This window comes from Pseudomonas migulae, assembly GCF_024169315.1.
Lineage (GTDB): Bacteria > Pseudomonadota > Gammaproteobacteria > Pseudomonadales > Pseudomonadaceae > Aquipseudomonas > Aquipseudomonas migulae_B.
Genome location: NZ_JALJWR010000001.1, coordinates 1,393,058 through 1,406,388, shown reverse-complemented (window position 1 = coordinate 1,406,388; position 13,331 = coordinate 1,393,058). Strand labels below are relative to the sequence as shown.

At 60.5% G+C, this 13,331-nt stretch carries 14 protein-coding genes; 6 read left to right on the top strand and 8 right to left on the bottom strand.

Annotated elements, in window-relative coordinates:
* Positions 1-715: 715 nt before the first annotated feature.
* The 4 genes from J2Y86_RS06345 to J2Y86_RS06330 all read right to left on the bottom strand — a co-directional run bounded on the left by J2Y86_RS06345 (position 716) and on the right by J2Y86_RS06330 (position 3,985).
* Positions 716-2,119 (bottom strand): heavy metal sensor histidine kinase, encoded by a 1,404-nt coding sequence (locus J2Y86_RS06345; RefSeq protein WP_253428909.1) that lies wholly within the window; start codon positions 2,117-2,119, stop codon positions 716-718.
* The gene (locus tag J2Y86_RS06340) at positions 2,116-2,787 is read right to left on the bottom strand and encodes a heavy metal response regulator transcription factor (RefSeq protein ID WP_253428907.1); all 672 of its coding nucleotides are present in this window, start codon (positions 2,785-2,787) and stop codon (positions 2,116-2,118) included. The genes J2Y86_RS06345 and J2Y86_RS06340 overlap by 4 nt, the downstream gene beginning before the upstream one ends.
* 39 nt (positions 2,788-2,826) lie before the next feature.
* Entirely contained in the window at positions 2,827-3,084 is a 258-nt protein-coding gene (locus tag J2Y86_RS06335; protein WP_253428905.1) for a DUF2790 domain-containing protein, read from the bottom strand.
* Positions 3,085-3,214: 130 nt separating this feature from the next.
* Complete coding sequence (locus tag J2Y86_RS06330) at positions 3,215-3,985, bottom strand: alpha/beta hydrolase (RefSeq protein ID WP_253428903.1); 771 nt, start codon at positions 3,983-3,985, stop codon at positions 3,215-3,217.
* A gap of 199 nt (positions 3,986-4,184) precedes the next feature.
* Between J2Y86_RS06330 and J2Y86_RS06325 the strand changes: the two genes are divergently transcribed.
* Positions 4,185-4,406: a hypothetical protein gene (locus J2Y86_RS06325; protein WP_253428902.1), complete on the top strand. Its 222-nt coding sequence runs from the start codon at positions 4,185-4,187 to the stop codon at positions 4,404-4,406.
* A 3-nt stretch (positions 4,407-4,409) separates the two neighbouring features.
* Here the strand turns inward: J2Y86_RS06325 and J2Y86_RS06320 are convergent, their stop codons facing one another.
* Positions 4,410-5,312: a LysR substrate-binding domain-containing protein gene (locus J2Y86_RS06320; protein ID WP_253428900.1), complete on the bottom strand. Its 903-nt coding sequence runs from the start codon at positions 5,310-5,312 to the stop codon at positions 4,410-4,412.
* Between the two features lie 144 nt (positions 5,313-5,456).
* Between J2Y86_RS06320 and J2Y86_RS06315 the strand changes: the two genes are divergently transcribed.
* Together J2Y86_RS06315 and J2Y86_RS06310 are read left to right on the top strand one after the other, a co-directional pair.
* Positions 5,457-6,758 carry an NAD(P)/FAD-dependent oxidoreductase gene (locus tag J2Y86_RS06315; protein WP_253428898.1) on the top strand — a complete coding sequence of 434 codons (1,302 nt, stop codon included), beginning with the start codon at positions 5,457-5,459 and terminating at the stop codon, positions 6,756-6,758.
* Positions 6,759-6,809: 51 nt separating this feature from the next.
* The gene (locus tag J2Y86_RS06310) at positions 6,810-7,898 is read left to right on the top strand and encodes a polyamine ABC transporter substrate-binding protein (RefSeq protein ID WP_253428895.1); all 1,089 of its coding nucleotides are present in this window, start codon (positions 6,810-6,812) and stop codon (positions 7,896-7,898) included.
* A gap of 3 nt (positions 7,899-7,901) precedes the next feature.
* Here J2Y86_RS06310 and J2Y86_RS06305 read toward each other — a convergent pair whose 3' ends face one another.
* From J2Y86_RS06305 to chrA, 3 genes are all read right to left on the bottom strand, one after another.
* Positions 7,902-8,414, bottom strand: a complete 513-nt coding sequence (locus J2Y86_RS06305) for a DUF6644 family protein (RefSeq protein WP_253428893.1) — start codon at positions 8,412-8,414, stop codon at positions 7,902-7,904.
* Entirely contained in the window at positions 8,414-8,764 is a 351-nt protein-coding gene (locus tag J2Y86_RS06300) for a DUF6152 family protein (protein WP_253428891.1), read from the bottom strand. Before J2Y86_RS06300 ends, J2Y86_RS06305 begins: the two co-directional genes overlap by 1 nt.
* 161 nt (positions 8,765-8,925) lie before the next feature.
* A complete protein-coding gene (gene chrA / locus J2Y86_RS06295) occupies positions 8,926-10,131 on the bottom strand; it encodes a chromate efflux transporter (RefSeq protein ID WP_253428889.1) in 1,206 nt (401 codons plus the stop codon).
* Positions 10,132-10,289: 158 nt separating this feature from the next.
* Here chrA and J2Y86_RS06290 point away from each other — a divergent pair, with 158 nt between their 5' ends.
* The 3 genes from J2Y86_RS06290 to J2Y86_RS06280 are packed head-to-tail and all read left to right on the top strand — an operon-like array spanning position 10,290 to position 13,285.
* Positions 10,290-11,261, top strand: a complete 972-nt coding sequence (locus J2Y86_RS06290) for a Bug family tripartite tricarboxylate transporter substrate binding protein (protein ID WP_253428887.1) — start codon at positions 10,290-10,292, stop codon at positions 11,259-11,261.
* Positions 11,258-11,752 (top strand): tripartite tricarboxylate transporter TctB family protein, encoded by a 495-nt coding sequence (locus J2Y86_RS06285; RefSeq protein WP_253428885.1) that lies wholly within the window; start codon positions 11,258-11,260, stop codon positions 11,750-11,752. The genes J2Y86_RS06290 and J2Y86_RS06285 overlap by 4 nt, the downstream gene beginning before the upstream one ends.
* A 24-nt stretch (positions 11,753-11,776) precedes the next feature.
* A complete protein-coding gene (locus tag J2Y86_RS06280) occupies positions 11,777-13,285 on the top strand; it encodes a tripartite tricarboxylate transporter permease (protein ID WP_253428883.1) in 1,509 nt (502 codons plus the stop codon).
* Positions 13,286-13,331 lie beyond the last annotated feature (46 nt).

Sequence of the window (13,331 nt, the reverse complement as noted above, 5' to 3'; positions counted from 1 at the left end):
AGAGTCTAGGGGTGGCGGTGTGGTTGGACTATGTCGAAAGTGCTCAAGGGGGGTGGTGTTTTTTGCCATTTCAGAGGGGGTGTTTTAGATCGGCTTATAGAGGTCGGGCGGTGTTTCTGAATCCAGTGTGGGAGCGAGTTTATGGGTTTTTCACTGGGGACATATCCGTTGCTGCGGTAACGGCGGCTATTGGTTCCGCTCTTACAGCGGGTCACTTGGAAGAGCGCCAAGTAACCAAGCGCCAAGCGCCCCTGACGTACGGTGGCTCGCTAATGCTCGCCATTCCCTCGCTCCGGTCCTGCTCCGTGGGCCCGCCGCCATCGGCCATCCATGGCCGGGGGCGGCTAACCCGGCATCCATGCCGGGTTGCCCACTGCGCAGAACCTGCGTTCGGCCTTCCGACGGGGCAGATCAAGATCAAAAACAAAGCGAGGCGGCCTGATAGCCGGCCTGAAGTTCGTCAGGATCATCGGCGGTGAACACCAATGTCACGCCCACCAACAATCCCTGTGGGAGCTGGCTTGCCAGCGATGGACACCCAGACACCGCGTTCATTCAGACAGCACGCGTCATCGTTGACGACCATCGCTGGCAAGCCAGCTCCCACAGGGAACGCGTACGCTTCAATTGACAGGCCGGCCGTTAGGGCGGAACCAATATCAGCCATCACCCAAAAAACGGATATTCACCCAACCAAAAAACCATCCAACGTCACTCACTCACCCACCCGCCGCCCCGGAAAAAACAGCTCAAAACACGTCACCCCCTCAGCGCTGCTAACGCTGTACCCCCCGTGATGCAACTGCATGATCGTCGCCACAATCGACAGCCCCAAGCCATTGGAATGAGCCGAGCGTTCGCGGGATTCATCGACCCGGTAAAAGCGTTCAAACAACCGGGGCAAGTGTTCGGCAGGAATGGTCGTACCCTCGTTGCGCACGATCAACCGGATACCGTCATCCGCAGGCGTGGCACGAATGAACAGCTCGGAATCCGGCGCACCGTATTTGATGGCATTCGCGCACAGATTGGCCAGCGCACGGCGCAGCAGCATCGGCTCCGCCCAGATTACGCCGCTGCCCTGGGCGTCGATGCTGATCCCGACATCCGCCGCCAGCCCTTCGAAGTAATCGGCCATGCGTTCTATTTCGTCGGCGGCGTCCAGTTCCTGACGTTGGCTCAGGGCACTGGCCGGATCGGTGCGCGCCAGAAACAGCATGTTGTCGAGCATCCGCGCCAGACGCTCAAGCTCTTCGACATTGGAGGCAAGCAGCTGCTGATAGGCTTCGACGCTGCGGTTCTGCTGCAACGCGACCTGGGTTTCGCCCAGCAGATTGTTGATCGGTGTGCGCAGTTCATGGGCCATGTCGGTCGACACCTGACCCAGTTGCACGAAGCCCTTGCCCAAGCGGTCGAGCATGGCATTGAGCGCGTCGATCATCGGCAGCAGCTCCCGTGGCGCGCCCTGGCCATCGAGGCGCTCGGTGAGGTTGCCGACGCCGATACCATGGGCTTGCCGGGCCAGGCGCCGCACGGGCAGCAGGCCGCGATGCACCAGCAGATAACCCGACAGCGCCAGCAGAATCGCGGCCACGCTGGCGAACAGGTACACATTGAGCCGGTAGCGGGCGAGCACGGCGGTGCGCTCGGTCATCAGGCGCCCGGTGACCACTTGCAGGCTGCCCATGTCGCCGGAATCGATGGTCGCCGCCAACGCCGCAAACGGTACGCCGTCCACACCGGGGGAGTGCTGCACGTCGGCCAGGCTTAGCGGATGGTCCATCGCCACCGGCGCCAGCGACGGCATGGCAAGGTTGCCGGGATTGACCACCAACAAGGGTTTTTGCCCGGGCGCGCCGATGCTCAACAGCGCTTCGCGATTGCCCAGCATGTTCTGGAACAGCGCCGGTTTGGTCCTGATCAGCTCCAGCGTATTGCTGTCGTTGAGGAAGGTACGCAGCTGATCGATCCGGTTGATCAGCGCGGCGTCGTCACGGCGGATCAACTCGCGCTCCAGGTCGCGATACAGCGCCACGCCCAACAGGGTCAGCGAGACAAACGCCAGCAAGGCAAACACCAGCGCCAGGCGCAGTGTCAGGGAATGGCGAAGGCGGCTCATGGCTGGGTATCGAAGCGGTAGCCGATGCCGCGCACGCTGTGGATCAGCTTGAGCTGGAACGGGTCATCGATTTTCAGGCGCAAACGACGCACGGCGACGTCGACGACATTGGTGTCACTGTCGAAGTTCATGTCCCAGACCCTCGAAGCGATCATCGAGCGCGACAGGACCTGACCCTGATGCGTGGCGAACAGGTGCAGCAGGGCGAATTCCTTGTTGGTCAGGGTGATTTTCACGCCGGCGCGGGTGATGCGGCGCTTGAGCACGTCGATCTGCAGGTCGTCCACTTGCAACTGTTCTTCTTCGCGGGTGGGACCACGGCGGGTCAGGGTACGCAGGCGCGCCACCAGTTCGGCGAAGGAAAAAGGCTTGATCAGGTAATCGTCGGCACCCAGTTCCAGGCCCTTGATGCGGTCGGCGATGTCGTCCCGGGCGGTGAGAAACAGCACTGGCGTGTCGGCTTCCTTGCGCAAGCGGCGCAGGACTTCCCAGCCATCCATTTTCGGCATCATCACGTCCAGCACGATGACGTCGAAGTCGTGCTCCAGGGCCAGGTGCAAACCGTCGGCGCCGTCCCGCGCCAGGCTGACGGAGTAACCGAGTTCCTGCAGGCCGTTGAGCAGGTAATTACCCGCTTTGGGTTCGTCTTCGACTACGAGAATGTTCATGGAGGTGTGCCTCAGACAATTGGCGCCAGTGTAGCCGGATCAATGATCATTGGTGCAGCCGCTGCCTTCGACCTGGTAATCCAGCACATGCTCGCGACCCTGATGGTCCAGGTAGTCGAGTCGCGCCGGAATCACGCCGCACTGCTGCGAAATGTCGGTGCTGGACAGGACTTTATCAACGTCCATGTGCACGAAGAAACCGGTCTTGTCATGGATCACCGGTGCCGTGTTCTGCGTGTCGGCAAAAGCCGAGCCGGTGGCGAGGAGGGCGGCGAAGGCGAAGATAATCTTTTTCATGATGAGTCTCTCTATTCGGGGTTTTGGCTGGCTGCCGGCGGGTGGCCTGACAGTGAGTTCAGGTTAACCAGGCGATCCGGACAGCCGACCAACAGTTCAATGACAAAGTTGTAATGAAACGGCCTCGGCGTTATGGCTGGCGACCGGAGGCTTCGAGGATCAGGTCGGCGATTTCCTTGGAGTGGGAGACCAGGGACAAGTGGCTCGACGGCAGCTCGATGGTGGTCGCGCCCATGCGCTTGGCGAGGAAGCGTTCGAGGTCCGGATTGATGGTCTGGTCGAGGCTGGAGACCGCGTACCACGACGGTTTGCTGTGCCAGGCGGCTGCGGTGGTGCGTTCGGTGAACAGGGTTTTGGCGATCGGTTGCTGCACGGCGAACAGTTGCATCGCCTTGTCGTGGGGCACGTCGCTGGCGAAGTACTTGAGGAAGGCGTCCTGTTTCAGGCTGACGAAACCGTCATGCTCTTCGGTGCCGGCGCGCACGGGCATGGTCGGGTATTTGCCTGACAGCGCGACAAAATCCTCACCGGCATCCGGCGCGCGGGCGGCGACATATACCAGCGAGCTCACCTTGGGATTGACCCCGGCTTCACTGACCACGGTGCCGGCGTAGGAGTGGCCGACCAATACCGTCGGGCCGTCTTGCTGATTGAGTACGCGCTGGGTCGCGGCGACGTCGTCGGCAACCGAGGTCAGCGGATTTTGCACGGCGGTGACGTGCAAACCGGCGGCCTGCAACCGCGAGATCACGTCTGCCCAGCTCGAGCCATCGGCCCAGGAGCCGTGCACCAGCACGACGTTGTCGGCCTTGACCGGCGCGATGTCGCTGGCCATGGCGGAACCGGTGCCGAGCATCAACAGGCTGGCGGCGATCAGGCAGAGTTTGTTCAATGGTTTCATGGTATCGACCCTTGTCATTTTCAGTGGGAGGCGTCACCCGGTGTGGGTGACTGACGACGCCACTGTAGGAAGCGAGGGTGCTGGCTACGCTGACAAGTCGATGACAAGTTTGTAATGCAAGGGCTGCCGTACGTCGGGAGCCCGGAACGGTCATCCGACCACACACTTCCAAACGAAAACAATCCTTGGGAGCTGGACCATGACCGATGATCTGAGACGGGATGCCCTGGCGGCCTGGTACAAACTCCTCGCACAACCCGAGATTCGCATGGATGTGGAGGAGCAGTACGACGAATTGCTCAAGGCTGCCGATGAGATGGAGCGCAAAGGGCTGATCAGCTCCGCGGAATGGCGAACCCTGGTGCGCGAGGCCGGGGTGGCGTTTTCCAATGCGACAGAAGGGATCGGTGGAGGCACATAGGGTTCAATCAGCGTCGGCTTCCTTTTCGGCCTGCTGCGCGAACCATTGCAGAACCAGCGCGCAGGCCGGATGTGCGGCGGCTGAAGGTTGCAGATTCAACGCGTAGACACCTCGTGTTTCCAACGGGCGGCCGAACGGGATGACCAGCACGCCCCGTTCGATCGACTCTCCGGCCAGCGTCCTGTCCGTCATCGCCACACCCAATCCTCGCGCTGCTGCGTCGAGCGCCAGTTCGTCGAGGTTGAAGGGGATGTGGCGGTAATCTTCCAGCGATTTTCCGTCATTGGCAGACAGCCATTGGGTCCAGTCATGCCGGTCCGCCGAGCGGTGCAGCAACGGGAAACTCACCAGGTCCTGCACCGCTGCCAGTGGCCGTGTCGAGGTGCCCAGACCGGGAGCGCACACCGGCACCAACGCTTCCTTGAACAGGGTCAGGCAATCTGGATCGGGGGATGGTTCGGGCAGATAAAGGATGTAGGCATCGCTGTCGATGGCCGGCTCGACCACTTCCGTCGCCACGGTTTCGATCGACAGCGAAACCTCCGGGTGACTTCGATAGAACTCGCTCAATTTCGGCAGCAACCAGCGAACCGCCAGTGACACGTGCATGCGGATGCGGAAAGGGCGTTCCTGCGGGGCGAGGCGGTCTTCCAGTATTTTTAGTTGCGCGAGGATGTTCCGGGCGGTGCCCAGCACCTGCTCACCTTCCGGTGTCAGCCGGACATTGCGGCTGGTCCTCGCGAACATCGGCACACCAAAGTGGCTCTCCAACAGCTGGATTTTTCGACTGACCGCACTTTGGGTCAGGCACAGCTTCTGGGCGGCTTGGGTGAAGCTTCCCGAGTCGGAGACTTCCACCAGCGCCTGCAAGGCCTGGAGCGAGGGAACGTGACGGATTTTATCCATGCGTTTTCTGAATGGCTCAATGATTTTATAACGTTGGTTGTATCACTACGGGCCTTATAGATTCTAGCTCTGGCGAGCATCTTCCGAAAATGCTCATGCAATAACAGCATGTGCTCGCCGAACGACAGTCCAATGAGGTGAGGCATGACCAATGAATGTGGCTGGATTGCGCAGGCGGGAAGTTCACCCGCTCGCCGTCCTCTCAAAGGCACGGAAAAGGCCGACTGGCTGATTATCGGTGCCGGCATCACCGGGTTGAGTGCTGCGCACTCGCTCGCGCAGATGCACCCTCAGGCGCGGATCGTGATCGTTGACCGTCAGCGCGCGGCGCAAGGCGCTTCGGCGCGCAACTCGGGTTTCGTGGTGGGCCACGAACACCCGACCAAGGATGAACTGATCGGCAACCCCGGGTTTGCCGGTTATGAAGTGGACACCGCGATTTCCCGTGCCGCCAGCGATGAAGTTCGTCAGCGCATCGCGCGTCATGGCATCGAATGCGATTTCCGGGATTCCGGCTATTTCTTCGCCGTCAGCGATCCCGGCAAGTTGACCGATGTCGAGGCCAAACTGGCGACTTTGCGCGCCGTCGGCGCCTCTGCGCAATTTCTGCAAGGTGAACAGCTGAACGAAAAACTCGGCACCCGGCATTACCAGGCGGGGATCTGGTGCGGCCACGGCAACGCGCTGCTGCAACCGGCGAAATATGTGAAGGGCTTGCTGGATGCACTCCCGGACAACGTGACCGTCTTCGAGAATACCGACATCACCGGCCTGGAGCGTTCGGGCGTCGGGCGTATTCGCGCCAGAGGCACCGCCGGCAGCATCGAGGTGAAACAGGTCATGGTGTGCCTGAACGCGTTCATTCCCCGTTCGGGGATCGAGGACAGCGGCACCTTCCCGATGGAGCTCAGCGCCAGCCTGACCCGGCCGCTCAGCGATGAAGAGTTCCAGTCCATCGGCGCTGTCGAGCCGTGGGGCGTGCTTTCTACCCGGCCGCTCGGCGCTACCGTGCGACTGACCCCGGATCGTCGCGTGATGATCCGCAATACCGCGGAATACCGTTCCCGCGACCTGACCGACAGCGAGCTGCTGCATCGGCGCAAACACCATGTGCTCGGCCTGCAACGGCGTTTTCCGTTTCTGGGCGAGCAGGACATTCAATACACCTGGACCGGCCACTTAAGCGCCTCACGCACCGGGCAACCTTATTTCGGCAAAGTCGAAGAGGGCGTGTTCGCAGTGGCGGGCTGCAATGGTTCGGGCGTCGCGCGCGGCACGCTGTGGGGTCGATTGCTCGCCGAAATGGCCTCGGGCACCTGCTCGCCAATCCTCGAATCAGTGATGCGCAGGGCGCAACCGGGCTGGCTGCCGCCACGTCCTTTGCTCGATATCGGTGCCATGCTTCGCATGCGCGTGGAGGCGGTCAGGGCCAGGACTGAAATCTAGAAAACCCGCCGATCAAAAAACAACAAAAGCTCATCAACAAGGTGATTGAACATGCGCGTGAACACACTTCCCCTGATGGTTGCGCTGACCACGTTGTCCGCCGCCACTTACGCGGACGAAGTCGTCAATATTTCCAACTGGAACGGCTATATCGCCGACGACACCCTGACCAGTTTCACCAGGGAAACCGGGATCAAGGCGACTTACGACATCCATGACAGCAACGAAGTGCTGGAGTCGAAGCTGATGACCGGCAACACCGGTTACGACGTGGTCAGCCCTTCGAACCACTTCCTGTCGCGCCTGATCAAGGCCGGGGCCATTCAGAAACTCGACAGGAGCCAGCTGCCCAACTGGGAAAACCTTGATCCGGCGTTGATGAAAAAACTCGAAGTCAATGATCCGGGCAATCAGTACGGCTATCCGTACATGTGGGGCACGGCGGGGATTGGCTACAACGTCGAGAAGATCAAGGCGATCTTCGGCAACACCGATGTCACCCACTCGTGGAAGCTGTTTTTTGATGAGGAAAACATCAAGAAGCTCAGCCAGTGCGGCGTGGCGATTATCGACAACCCGACGCAGATCCTGCCGATCACCCTCAATTACCTGGGCTTGCCACCCCATAGCCACGAGCCGGCTGACTACAAGAAAGCCGAGCAGGCGCTGCTGAAAATCAGGCCGTACGTGCAGTATTTTCACGCGTCCAAGTACATCAGCGACCTGGCGAACGGCAATGTCTGCGCGGTGATCGGGTTCAACGGCGACATCGTTCAGGCGGCTGCCAGCGCCAAGGAAGCCAACAACGGCATCGACATCGCCTATTCGATCCCTGATGAAGGCTCGACCCTGTGGTTCGACATGGTGGTCATGCCCAAGAGCGCGCCGCACGAGAAGGATGGCTACGCCTACATGAACTACCTGCTGACGCCGCAAGTCATTGCCAACATCAGCAACAGCATCCACTACGCCAACCCCAACCTCGCGGCGGATCAGTACGTGACCCCGGCCGTAAAGCAGGACCTGGCGATCTACCCACCGAAAAGTGTGCTGGACAAGCTGTTTACCGTCGAGGAATTGCCTGCGTCGATTGCGCGGTTGAGCACGCGTCTGTGGACCAAGTTGAAAACCAATACCTGATCATCAGGTGTAGGCCAGCAGTCGACCGCACAACACCACCGTGAGCCATAACGCGATCGACAGCAGCGCCTGGCATTTTGCGATGCCGGGCGCGGCGACCGCAGTGTTCCAATGATCGACTGAACGATAGACACCGACGTGGAACAGCGCTGCATTGAGGCCCGCCGTCGCAATCAGGCAAAGCTTAAGGATAAAGATGCTGTTGGAGGCGAAATCATGTGGGTGGGCTGAAAACATCATCAGTCCGGCAGGCACGATCAACAGCAGTGCTGCGAGTGACCAGGTCAACAGGTGGCGAGCGAGGTCGGTGACGGCAATGTTTTTCGACAGCCCGAGCACCCGCATATCGAACATCACCACGGAGCCGACCAACACGGCGAACCCGATGATGTGAACCACCTCCACCAGCGGATACAGCCACAGGTCGCCGCGCATGGCAGCGCCCAATTGCGACTCACCCACCCAGTCCAGCCAGCTATCCGCTCCCGGCTCCACACCGGTATTGAGGGTTTGCATCAGCGTAACTCAATGGTTTTGTCGCCGACTGTGATGCGTTCGGCGCGCAGTTCATCCGGTTTGCTGCGATTCTGATAACCGACCACGCTAGCCGTGCTGCCGACACTTAGCATCTCCTTGGAAAGACCACGGTTCTCCATGCGCGAGGGCGGCGCCAATACCACGTTCCAGGTCTTGTCCGGTGTTTTGAGGCGCACGAATCCATGGGGATGGGAGTATCCCGATTCTTCGATCGTGCCGTTCAATTGCAAGGGATTGCCGGAATCGTATTCACTCCAGCCGTGATGAGCGAACGCTGCGGTTGTCGCCAGTATCAGTGACAAACCAATGCCGCCGAGCATGCCTTTCATGACCTGTCTCCTGATGCGCGCCATCAATAAACTCAAGTCGCGAAGTCCAGTTGGTTTTTAGAATAGCTCGGCCATTTTCAGTGTTGCGTCGAGGGCCCCGGGATTAGTGTTTCTGAAAAAGTAACTGCGTGAAAATCAAACGGTTATTCATCCGTTTTTGCTTAGCCGGCGCTCAACAGCCAGCCTGCAACCCCGCAACCGATCACCACCAGCCACGGCGGCAGCTTCCAGAACATCAACGCAACAAGGGCGACCAACGCCAGACCAAAGTCCTGTGCGGTGAAAATTGCACTGGTCCAGACCGGTTGATACAGCGCGGCCAACAACAAGCCGACCACGGCAGCATTCACCCCGATCAATGCGGCTTGCGCGCGTACGCTGCGACGCAACCGTTCCCAAAAAGGCAAGGCACCCAGGATCAACAGGAACGAAGGCGCGAAGATCGCCAGCAGGCAGATCAACCCGCCGAGCCAGCCCGACGGGGCAGGGTTCATGGATGCACCGAGGAATGCGGCGAACGTGAACAGCGGGCCCGGTACGGCCTGCGTGGCGCCATACCCGGCGAGAAACGCTTCATTGCTGACCCAGCCCGAAGGCACCACCTCGGCTTGCAGCAGCGGCAGCACGACGTGGCCGCCACCGAAGACCAGTGAGCCGGCCCGGTAGAAGGCATCCACCAGCGCCAGGGTTTGACTCGGCAAGAGTTGATTCAAGATCGGCAGGCCGATCAGCAGAGCCACAAACAGCGACAACCAGATCGCCCCGACTCGTCGACTGAGGGGGATGGGCAGAGGATCGTGCCCGTCACGCTGTGCGGGTTTGAACAACAGCAGGCCGGCGACACCGGCGGCGGTGATCACGCCGACCTGCGCCCAGGCGGACGGTTCAAGCAGGACAACGCCGGCTGAAATCATCATGAGGGTGACGCGCAGCCCATCCGTGCACAGGTTTCGCGCCATGCCCCACACCGCTTGCGCAACCACCGCGACGGCCACCACTTTGAGTCCGTGCAATGCGCCCGGCGAGAGAATTGCACCGTATCGGGAGAGACCCAGGGCAAACAGGATCAGGGCAACGGCCGAAGGCAACGTAAAACCGGCCCACGCGGCGAGTGCACCACGGTATCCCGCCCGAGACATGCCCAGTGCAATGCCGACCTGGCTGCTGGCCGGCCCCGGCAGAAATTGGCACAGCGCCACCAGATCCGCATAACTGTGCTCCGTCAGCCAGCGCCGGCGTGTGACGAATTCCTCACGGAAGTAGCCCAGGTGGGCGATGGGGCCGCCAAACGAGGTCAGCCCGAGGCGCAGGAAAATGAGGAACACCGACCATGCGTTGTTGCGGTTATCGGCACGAGGGTCGTCCATGCAGGCGTCTTCCTGAAATGAAGTGATTCACTGTTGTATGCCGCCATTCTAACCATGGCCTACGCTTATCCCGAGATGGATGTTCATTGATCGGGGTATTCGCCCTGATCGACGTTCAACCGGTGCCCCATAAAAACAAGAGTCTCGGGAGAAAACGCATGTTTTCATTGTTACGTCGATCCACCCGTTGCCTCGCGGTTGTCGTCACTACCGCTGTGCTTGCAACGCCTGCATTCGCACTGGATACCGTGAAATTCATGGCCCCTGGCTCGGTCGGCGGCGGTTATGACCAGACCGCGCGGGTGCTGGGCAAGGCCTTGATTGAAGCCAAGGCAGCCAAATCCGCCACCTTCGAAAACAAAGGGGGAGCAGGGGGCACGCTGGGGCTGGCGCAATTTGCCAACAGCACCAAGGGCGATCCGAATGCGCTGCTGGTGGTCGGTGCGATCATGGTCGCGGGCATCGAGCAGAACAAACCGCAGATTACCTTGAAGGATGTGACGCCGATTGCCCGGCTCTTTACCGAGTACAACGTGATTGCGGTGCGCAAGGAGTCCGAATTCAAAACTCTGGAGGACCTGCTGAAAGCCTTCAAGGAAAAACCGACCAGTATTTCCTGGGGCGGTGGCTCCAAGGGGTCGATCGATCACATCGGCATTGCCGAATTGGCCGCAAAAATGGGTATTCCGGTCAACAAGGTCAATTACGTTGCCTTTGCGGGCGGGGGTGAAGTGGTTGCCCAGGCATTGGGCGGTCAGATCAAAGCGATCACCGGCGGTTACGCCGAGCTTGGCCAATACATCAGGAGCGGTCAGTTCCGCGTGCTCGCCATCGGTGCACCAGAGCGCGTTGCCGACATCGATGCGCCGACGCTTAAAGAAAGCGGGTATGACGTGATCATCGGCAATTGGCGTGGTGTTTACGGTGCCGCGAATCTCACCTCCGAGCAGCGCAAGGAAGTGACCGACGCCGTGGTCGCCGCCGCCAACAGCAAGGTCTGGAAAGACAATATTGAAACCAACAAATGGTCTGCCAACATTCTGACCGGTGACGAATTCGGCAAATTCGTTGACGAGGAGCATGTGCGGCTGCGTGCGATGCTGGTCGAGGTGGGGCTGGTTGCGAAATGACTCAGGCGCGCAAAATCGTACCGGTGCAACTGGCGATTGGCATCGGTGTGCTAGCCATCAGCGCCGTGCTGGCGTACGGCGCCTTCCTGTTTCCCGAAGAGATGGGCTTCGTCATCCTCGCCGCGTATGTCTACCCCTATGCCGTCGCGGTATTCCTGGGGGGCGTGGGTGCAGTCCTGATCTATCAAGCCCTCACCGGCGGTTTTCGCGAACTGGCTGACCACGAAGACGAATCCGCCAAGGTGTTGCCCGGCGGCAAGGCCGGTGTGGCGTGGGTGACGGGAGGACTGCTGGGGGTGGCCGTGCTGATCAATCTGATCGGATTCGTCCTGGCGGCCGCGCTGTTGTTCGCCTGTTCGGCGCGGGGCTTTGGCAGTCGCCATCCCCTGCGCGATCTCGCCATCGGCATTGCCCTGACGCTACCGATTTACTGGCTGTTCAATGCCGGGCTGGGGGTTTCCCTTCCGCCGCTTGTCAACGCCTGGATCTGATTCAGGCCGAAGGAGATCAACAGGGTGGATATTCTTGCAAGCCTGGCAATGGGTTTTTCCTCGGCCCTGACGCCAATCAATCTGATGTGGGGGTTCATTGGCTGTCTGCTCGGCACTGCCATCGGTGTCTTGCCGGGCATCGGGCCGGCGCTGACGGTGGCGCTGCTGCTGCCGATCACTGCGAAGGTCGACCCCACCGGCGCGCTGATCATGTTTGCCGGTATCTATTACGGCGCTCAGTTTGGCGGCTCCACGACCTCCATTTTGCTCAATACGCCCGGGGAGTCGTCTTCCATGGTGACGGCCCTGGAAGGCAACCTCATGGCCCGCAATGGCCGGGCAGGACCGGCCTTGGCCACGGCGGCCATTGGTTCCTTTGTGGCGGGCACCATTGCGACGGTTCTGCTGACCCTGTTTGCGCCGATCGTGGCCAAACTGGCGCTCAAATTCGGACCTGCGGAGTATTTCGCCATCCTGGTGCTGTCGTTCACGACAGTGTCCGCCGTGCTCGGTGCGTCGATGTTGCGCGGTTTTGCCTCGCTGGGTGTGGGCCTGACCATCGGCTTGATCGGCCTGGACTCGACCTCGGGCATTGCTCGCTACACCCTGGGCGTTCCGGAGCTGGTCGATGGCATCGAAGTCGTGCTGGTGGCGGTGGGGTTGTTTGCGGTGGGCGAGGCGTTGTACAGCCTGCTTTATCAGAAAGAAGAGGCGACCGGCCGGCATCGCCTGACCTCTTTGTGGATGACGCGTGCTGACTGGAAACGCTCGGTTCCGGCGTGGCTGCGTGGAACGCTGATCGGGTTTCCCTTCGGGTCGATCCCGGCCGGTGGCGCGGAGATCCCGACGTTTCTGTCCTATTCCACCGAGCGCAAGCTCAGCAAATACCCGAAAGAATTCGCCGCCAGCAAAGGCGAGGGCGCCATCGAGGGCGTCGCCGGCCCTGAAGCGGCGAACAACGCGAGTGCGACCGGCTCTCTGGTGCCGTTGCTGACCCTTGGTATCCCGACGTCGGCCACGGCAGCCATCCTGTTGGCTGCATTCCAGAACTACAACCTGCAACCGGGACCGCTGCTGTTTGAAACCTCGGGTGAACTGGTCTGGACCCTGGTGGCGTCGCTCTACATCGGCAACGTCATCCTGCTGGTGTTGAACCTGCCGTTGGTGGGGCTCTGGGTGAAGTTGTTGCAGATACCCCGACCGTACCTGAACGCCGGGATCCTGGTGTTCGCCACCATCGGCGTTTACGGCATGCGCCACTCTTCATTCGACCTGTTGCTGATGCTGGCGATCGGGTGGGGCGGGGTGTTGATGCGGCGGTTCGACTTCCCTGTCGCCCCGGTGATCGTGGGCATGCTGCTGGGGCCGATGGCGGAAAAACAACTGCGTAACGCGTTGTCGATCAGCGAGGGCGACTGGACGGTGTTTCTGACACAACCGATTTCCGCTGCGTTTCTCGCATTGACCTTGTTGGTGCTGTTGGTGCCGCATCTGCTGCACGCCAGGGGTATCAAGTTGCATGAGGATGATTGAGCGAGTACCGCGTTCGCATGAAGTTGCCGCTGCCGCTGTTTTATTA

What these genes read in the sequence shown, in the direction of transcription:
- J2Y86_RS06345 (WP_253428909.1), bottom strand. Translation starts at nt 2,119, where the DNA reads ATGAGCCGCCTTCGCCATTCCCTGACACTGCGCCTGGCGCTGGTGTTT.
- J2Y86_RS06340 (WP_253428907.1), bottom strand. Translation starts at nt 2,787, where the DNA reads ATGAACATTCTCGTAGTCGAAGACGAACCCAAAGCGGGTAATTACCTG.
- J2Y86_RS06335 (WP_253428905.1), bottom strand. Translation starts at nt 3,084, where the DNA reads ATGAAAAAGATTATCTTCGCCTTCGCCGCCCTCCTCGCCACCGGCTCG.
- J2Y86_RS06330 (WP_253428903.1), bottom strand. Translation starts at nt 3,985, where the DNA reads ATGAAACCATTGAACAAACTCTGCCTGATCGCCGCCAGCCTGTTGATG.
- J2Y86_RS06325 (WP_253428902.1), top strand. Translation starts at nt 4,185, where the DNA reads ATGACCGATGATCTGAGACGGGATGCCCTGGCGGCCTGGTACAAACTC.
- J2Y86_RS06320 (WP_253428900.1), bottom strand. Translation starts at nt 5,312, where the DNA reads ATGGATAAAATCCGTCACGTTCCCTCGCTCCAGGCCTTGCAGGCGCTG.
- J2Y86_RS06315 (WP_253428898.1), top strand. Translation starts at nt 5,457, where the DNA reads ATGACCAATGAATGTGGCTGGATTGCGCAGGCGGGAAGTTCACCCGCT.
- J2Y86_RS06310 (WP_253428895.1), top strand. Translation starts at nt 6,810, where the DNA reads ATGCGCGTGAACACACTTCCCCTGATGGTTGCGCTGACCACGTTGTCC.
- J2Y86_RS06305 (WP_253428893.1), bottom strand. Translation starts at nt 8,414, where the DNA reads ATGCAAACCCTCAATACCGGTGTGGAGCCGGGAGCGGATAGCTGGCTG.
- J2Y86_RS06300 (WP_253428891.1), bottom strand. Translation starts at nt 8,764, where the DNA reads ATGAAAGGCATGCTCGGCGGCATTGGTTTGTCACTGATACTGGCGACA.
- chrA (WP_253428889.1), bottom strand. Translation starts at nt 10,131, where the DNA reads ATGGACGACCCTCGTGCCGATAACCGCAACAACGCATGGTCGGTGTTC.
- J2Y86_RS06290 (WP_253428887.1), top strand. Translation starts at nt 10,290, where the DNA reads ATGTTTTCATTGTTACGTCGATCCACCCGTTGCCTCGCGGTTGTCGTC.
- J2Y86_RS06285 (WP_253428885.1), top strand. Translation starts at nt 11,258, where the DNA reads ATGACTCAGGCGCGCAAAATCGTACCGGTGCAACTGGCGATTGGCATC.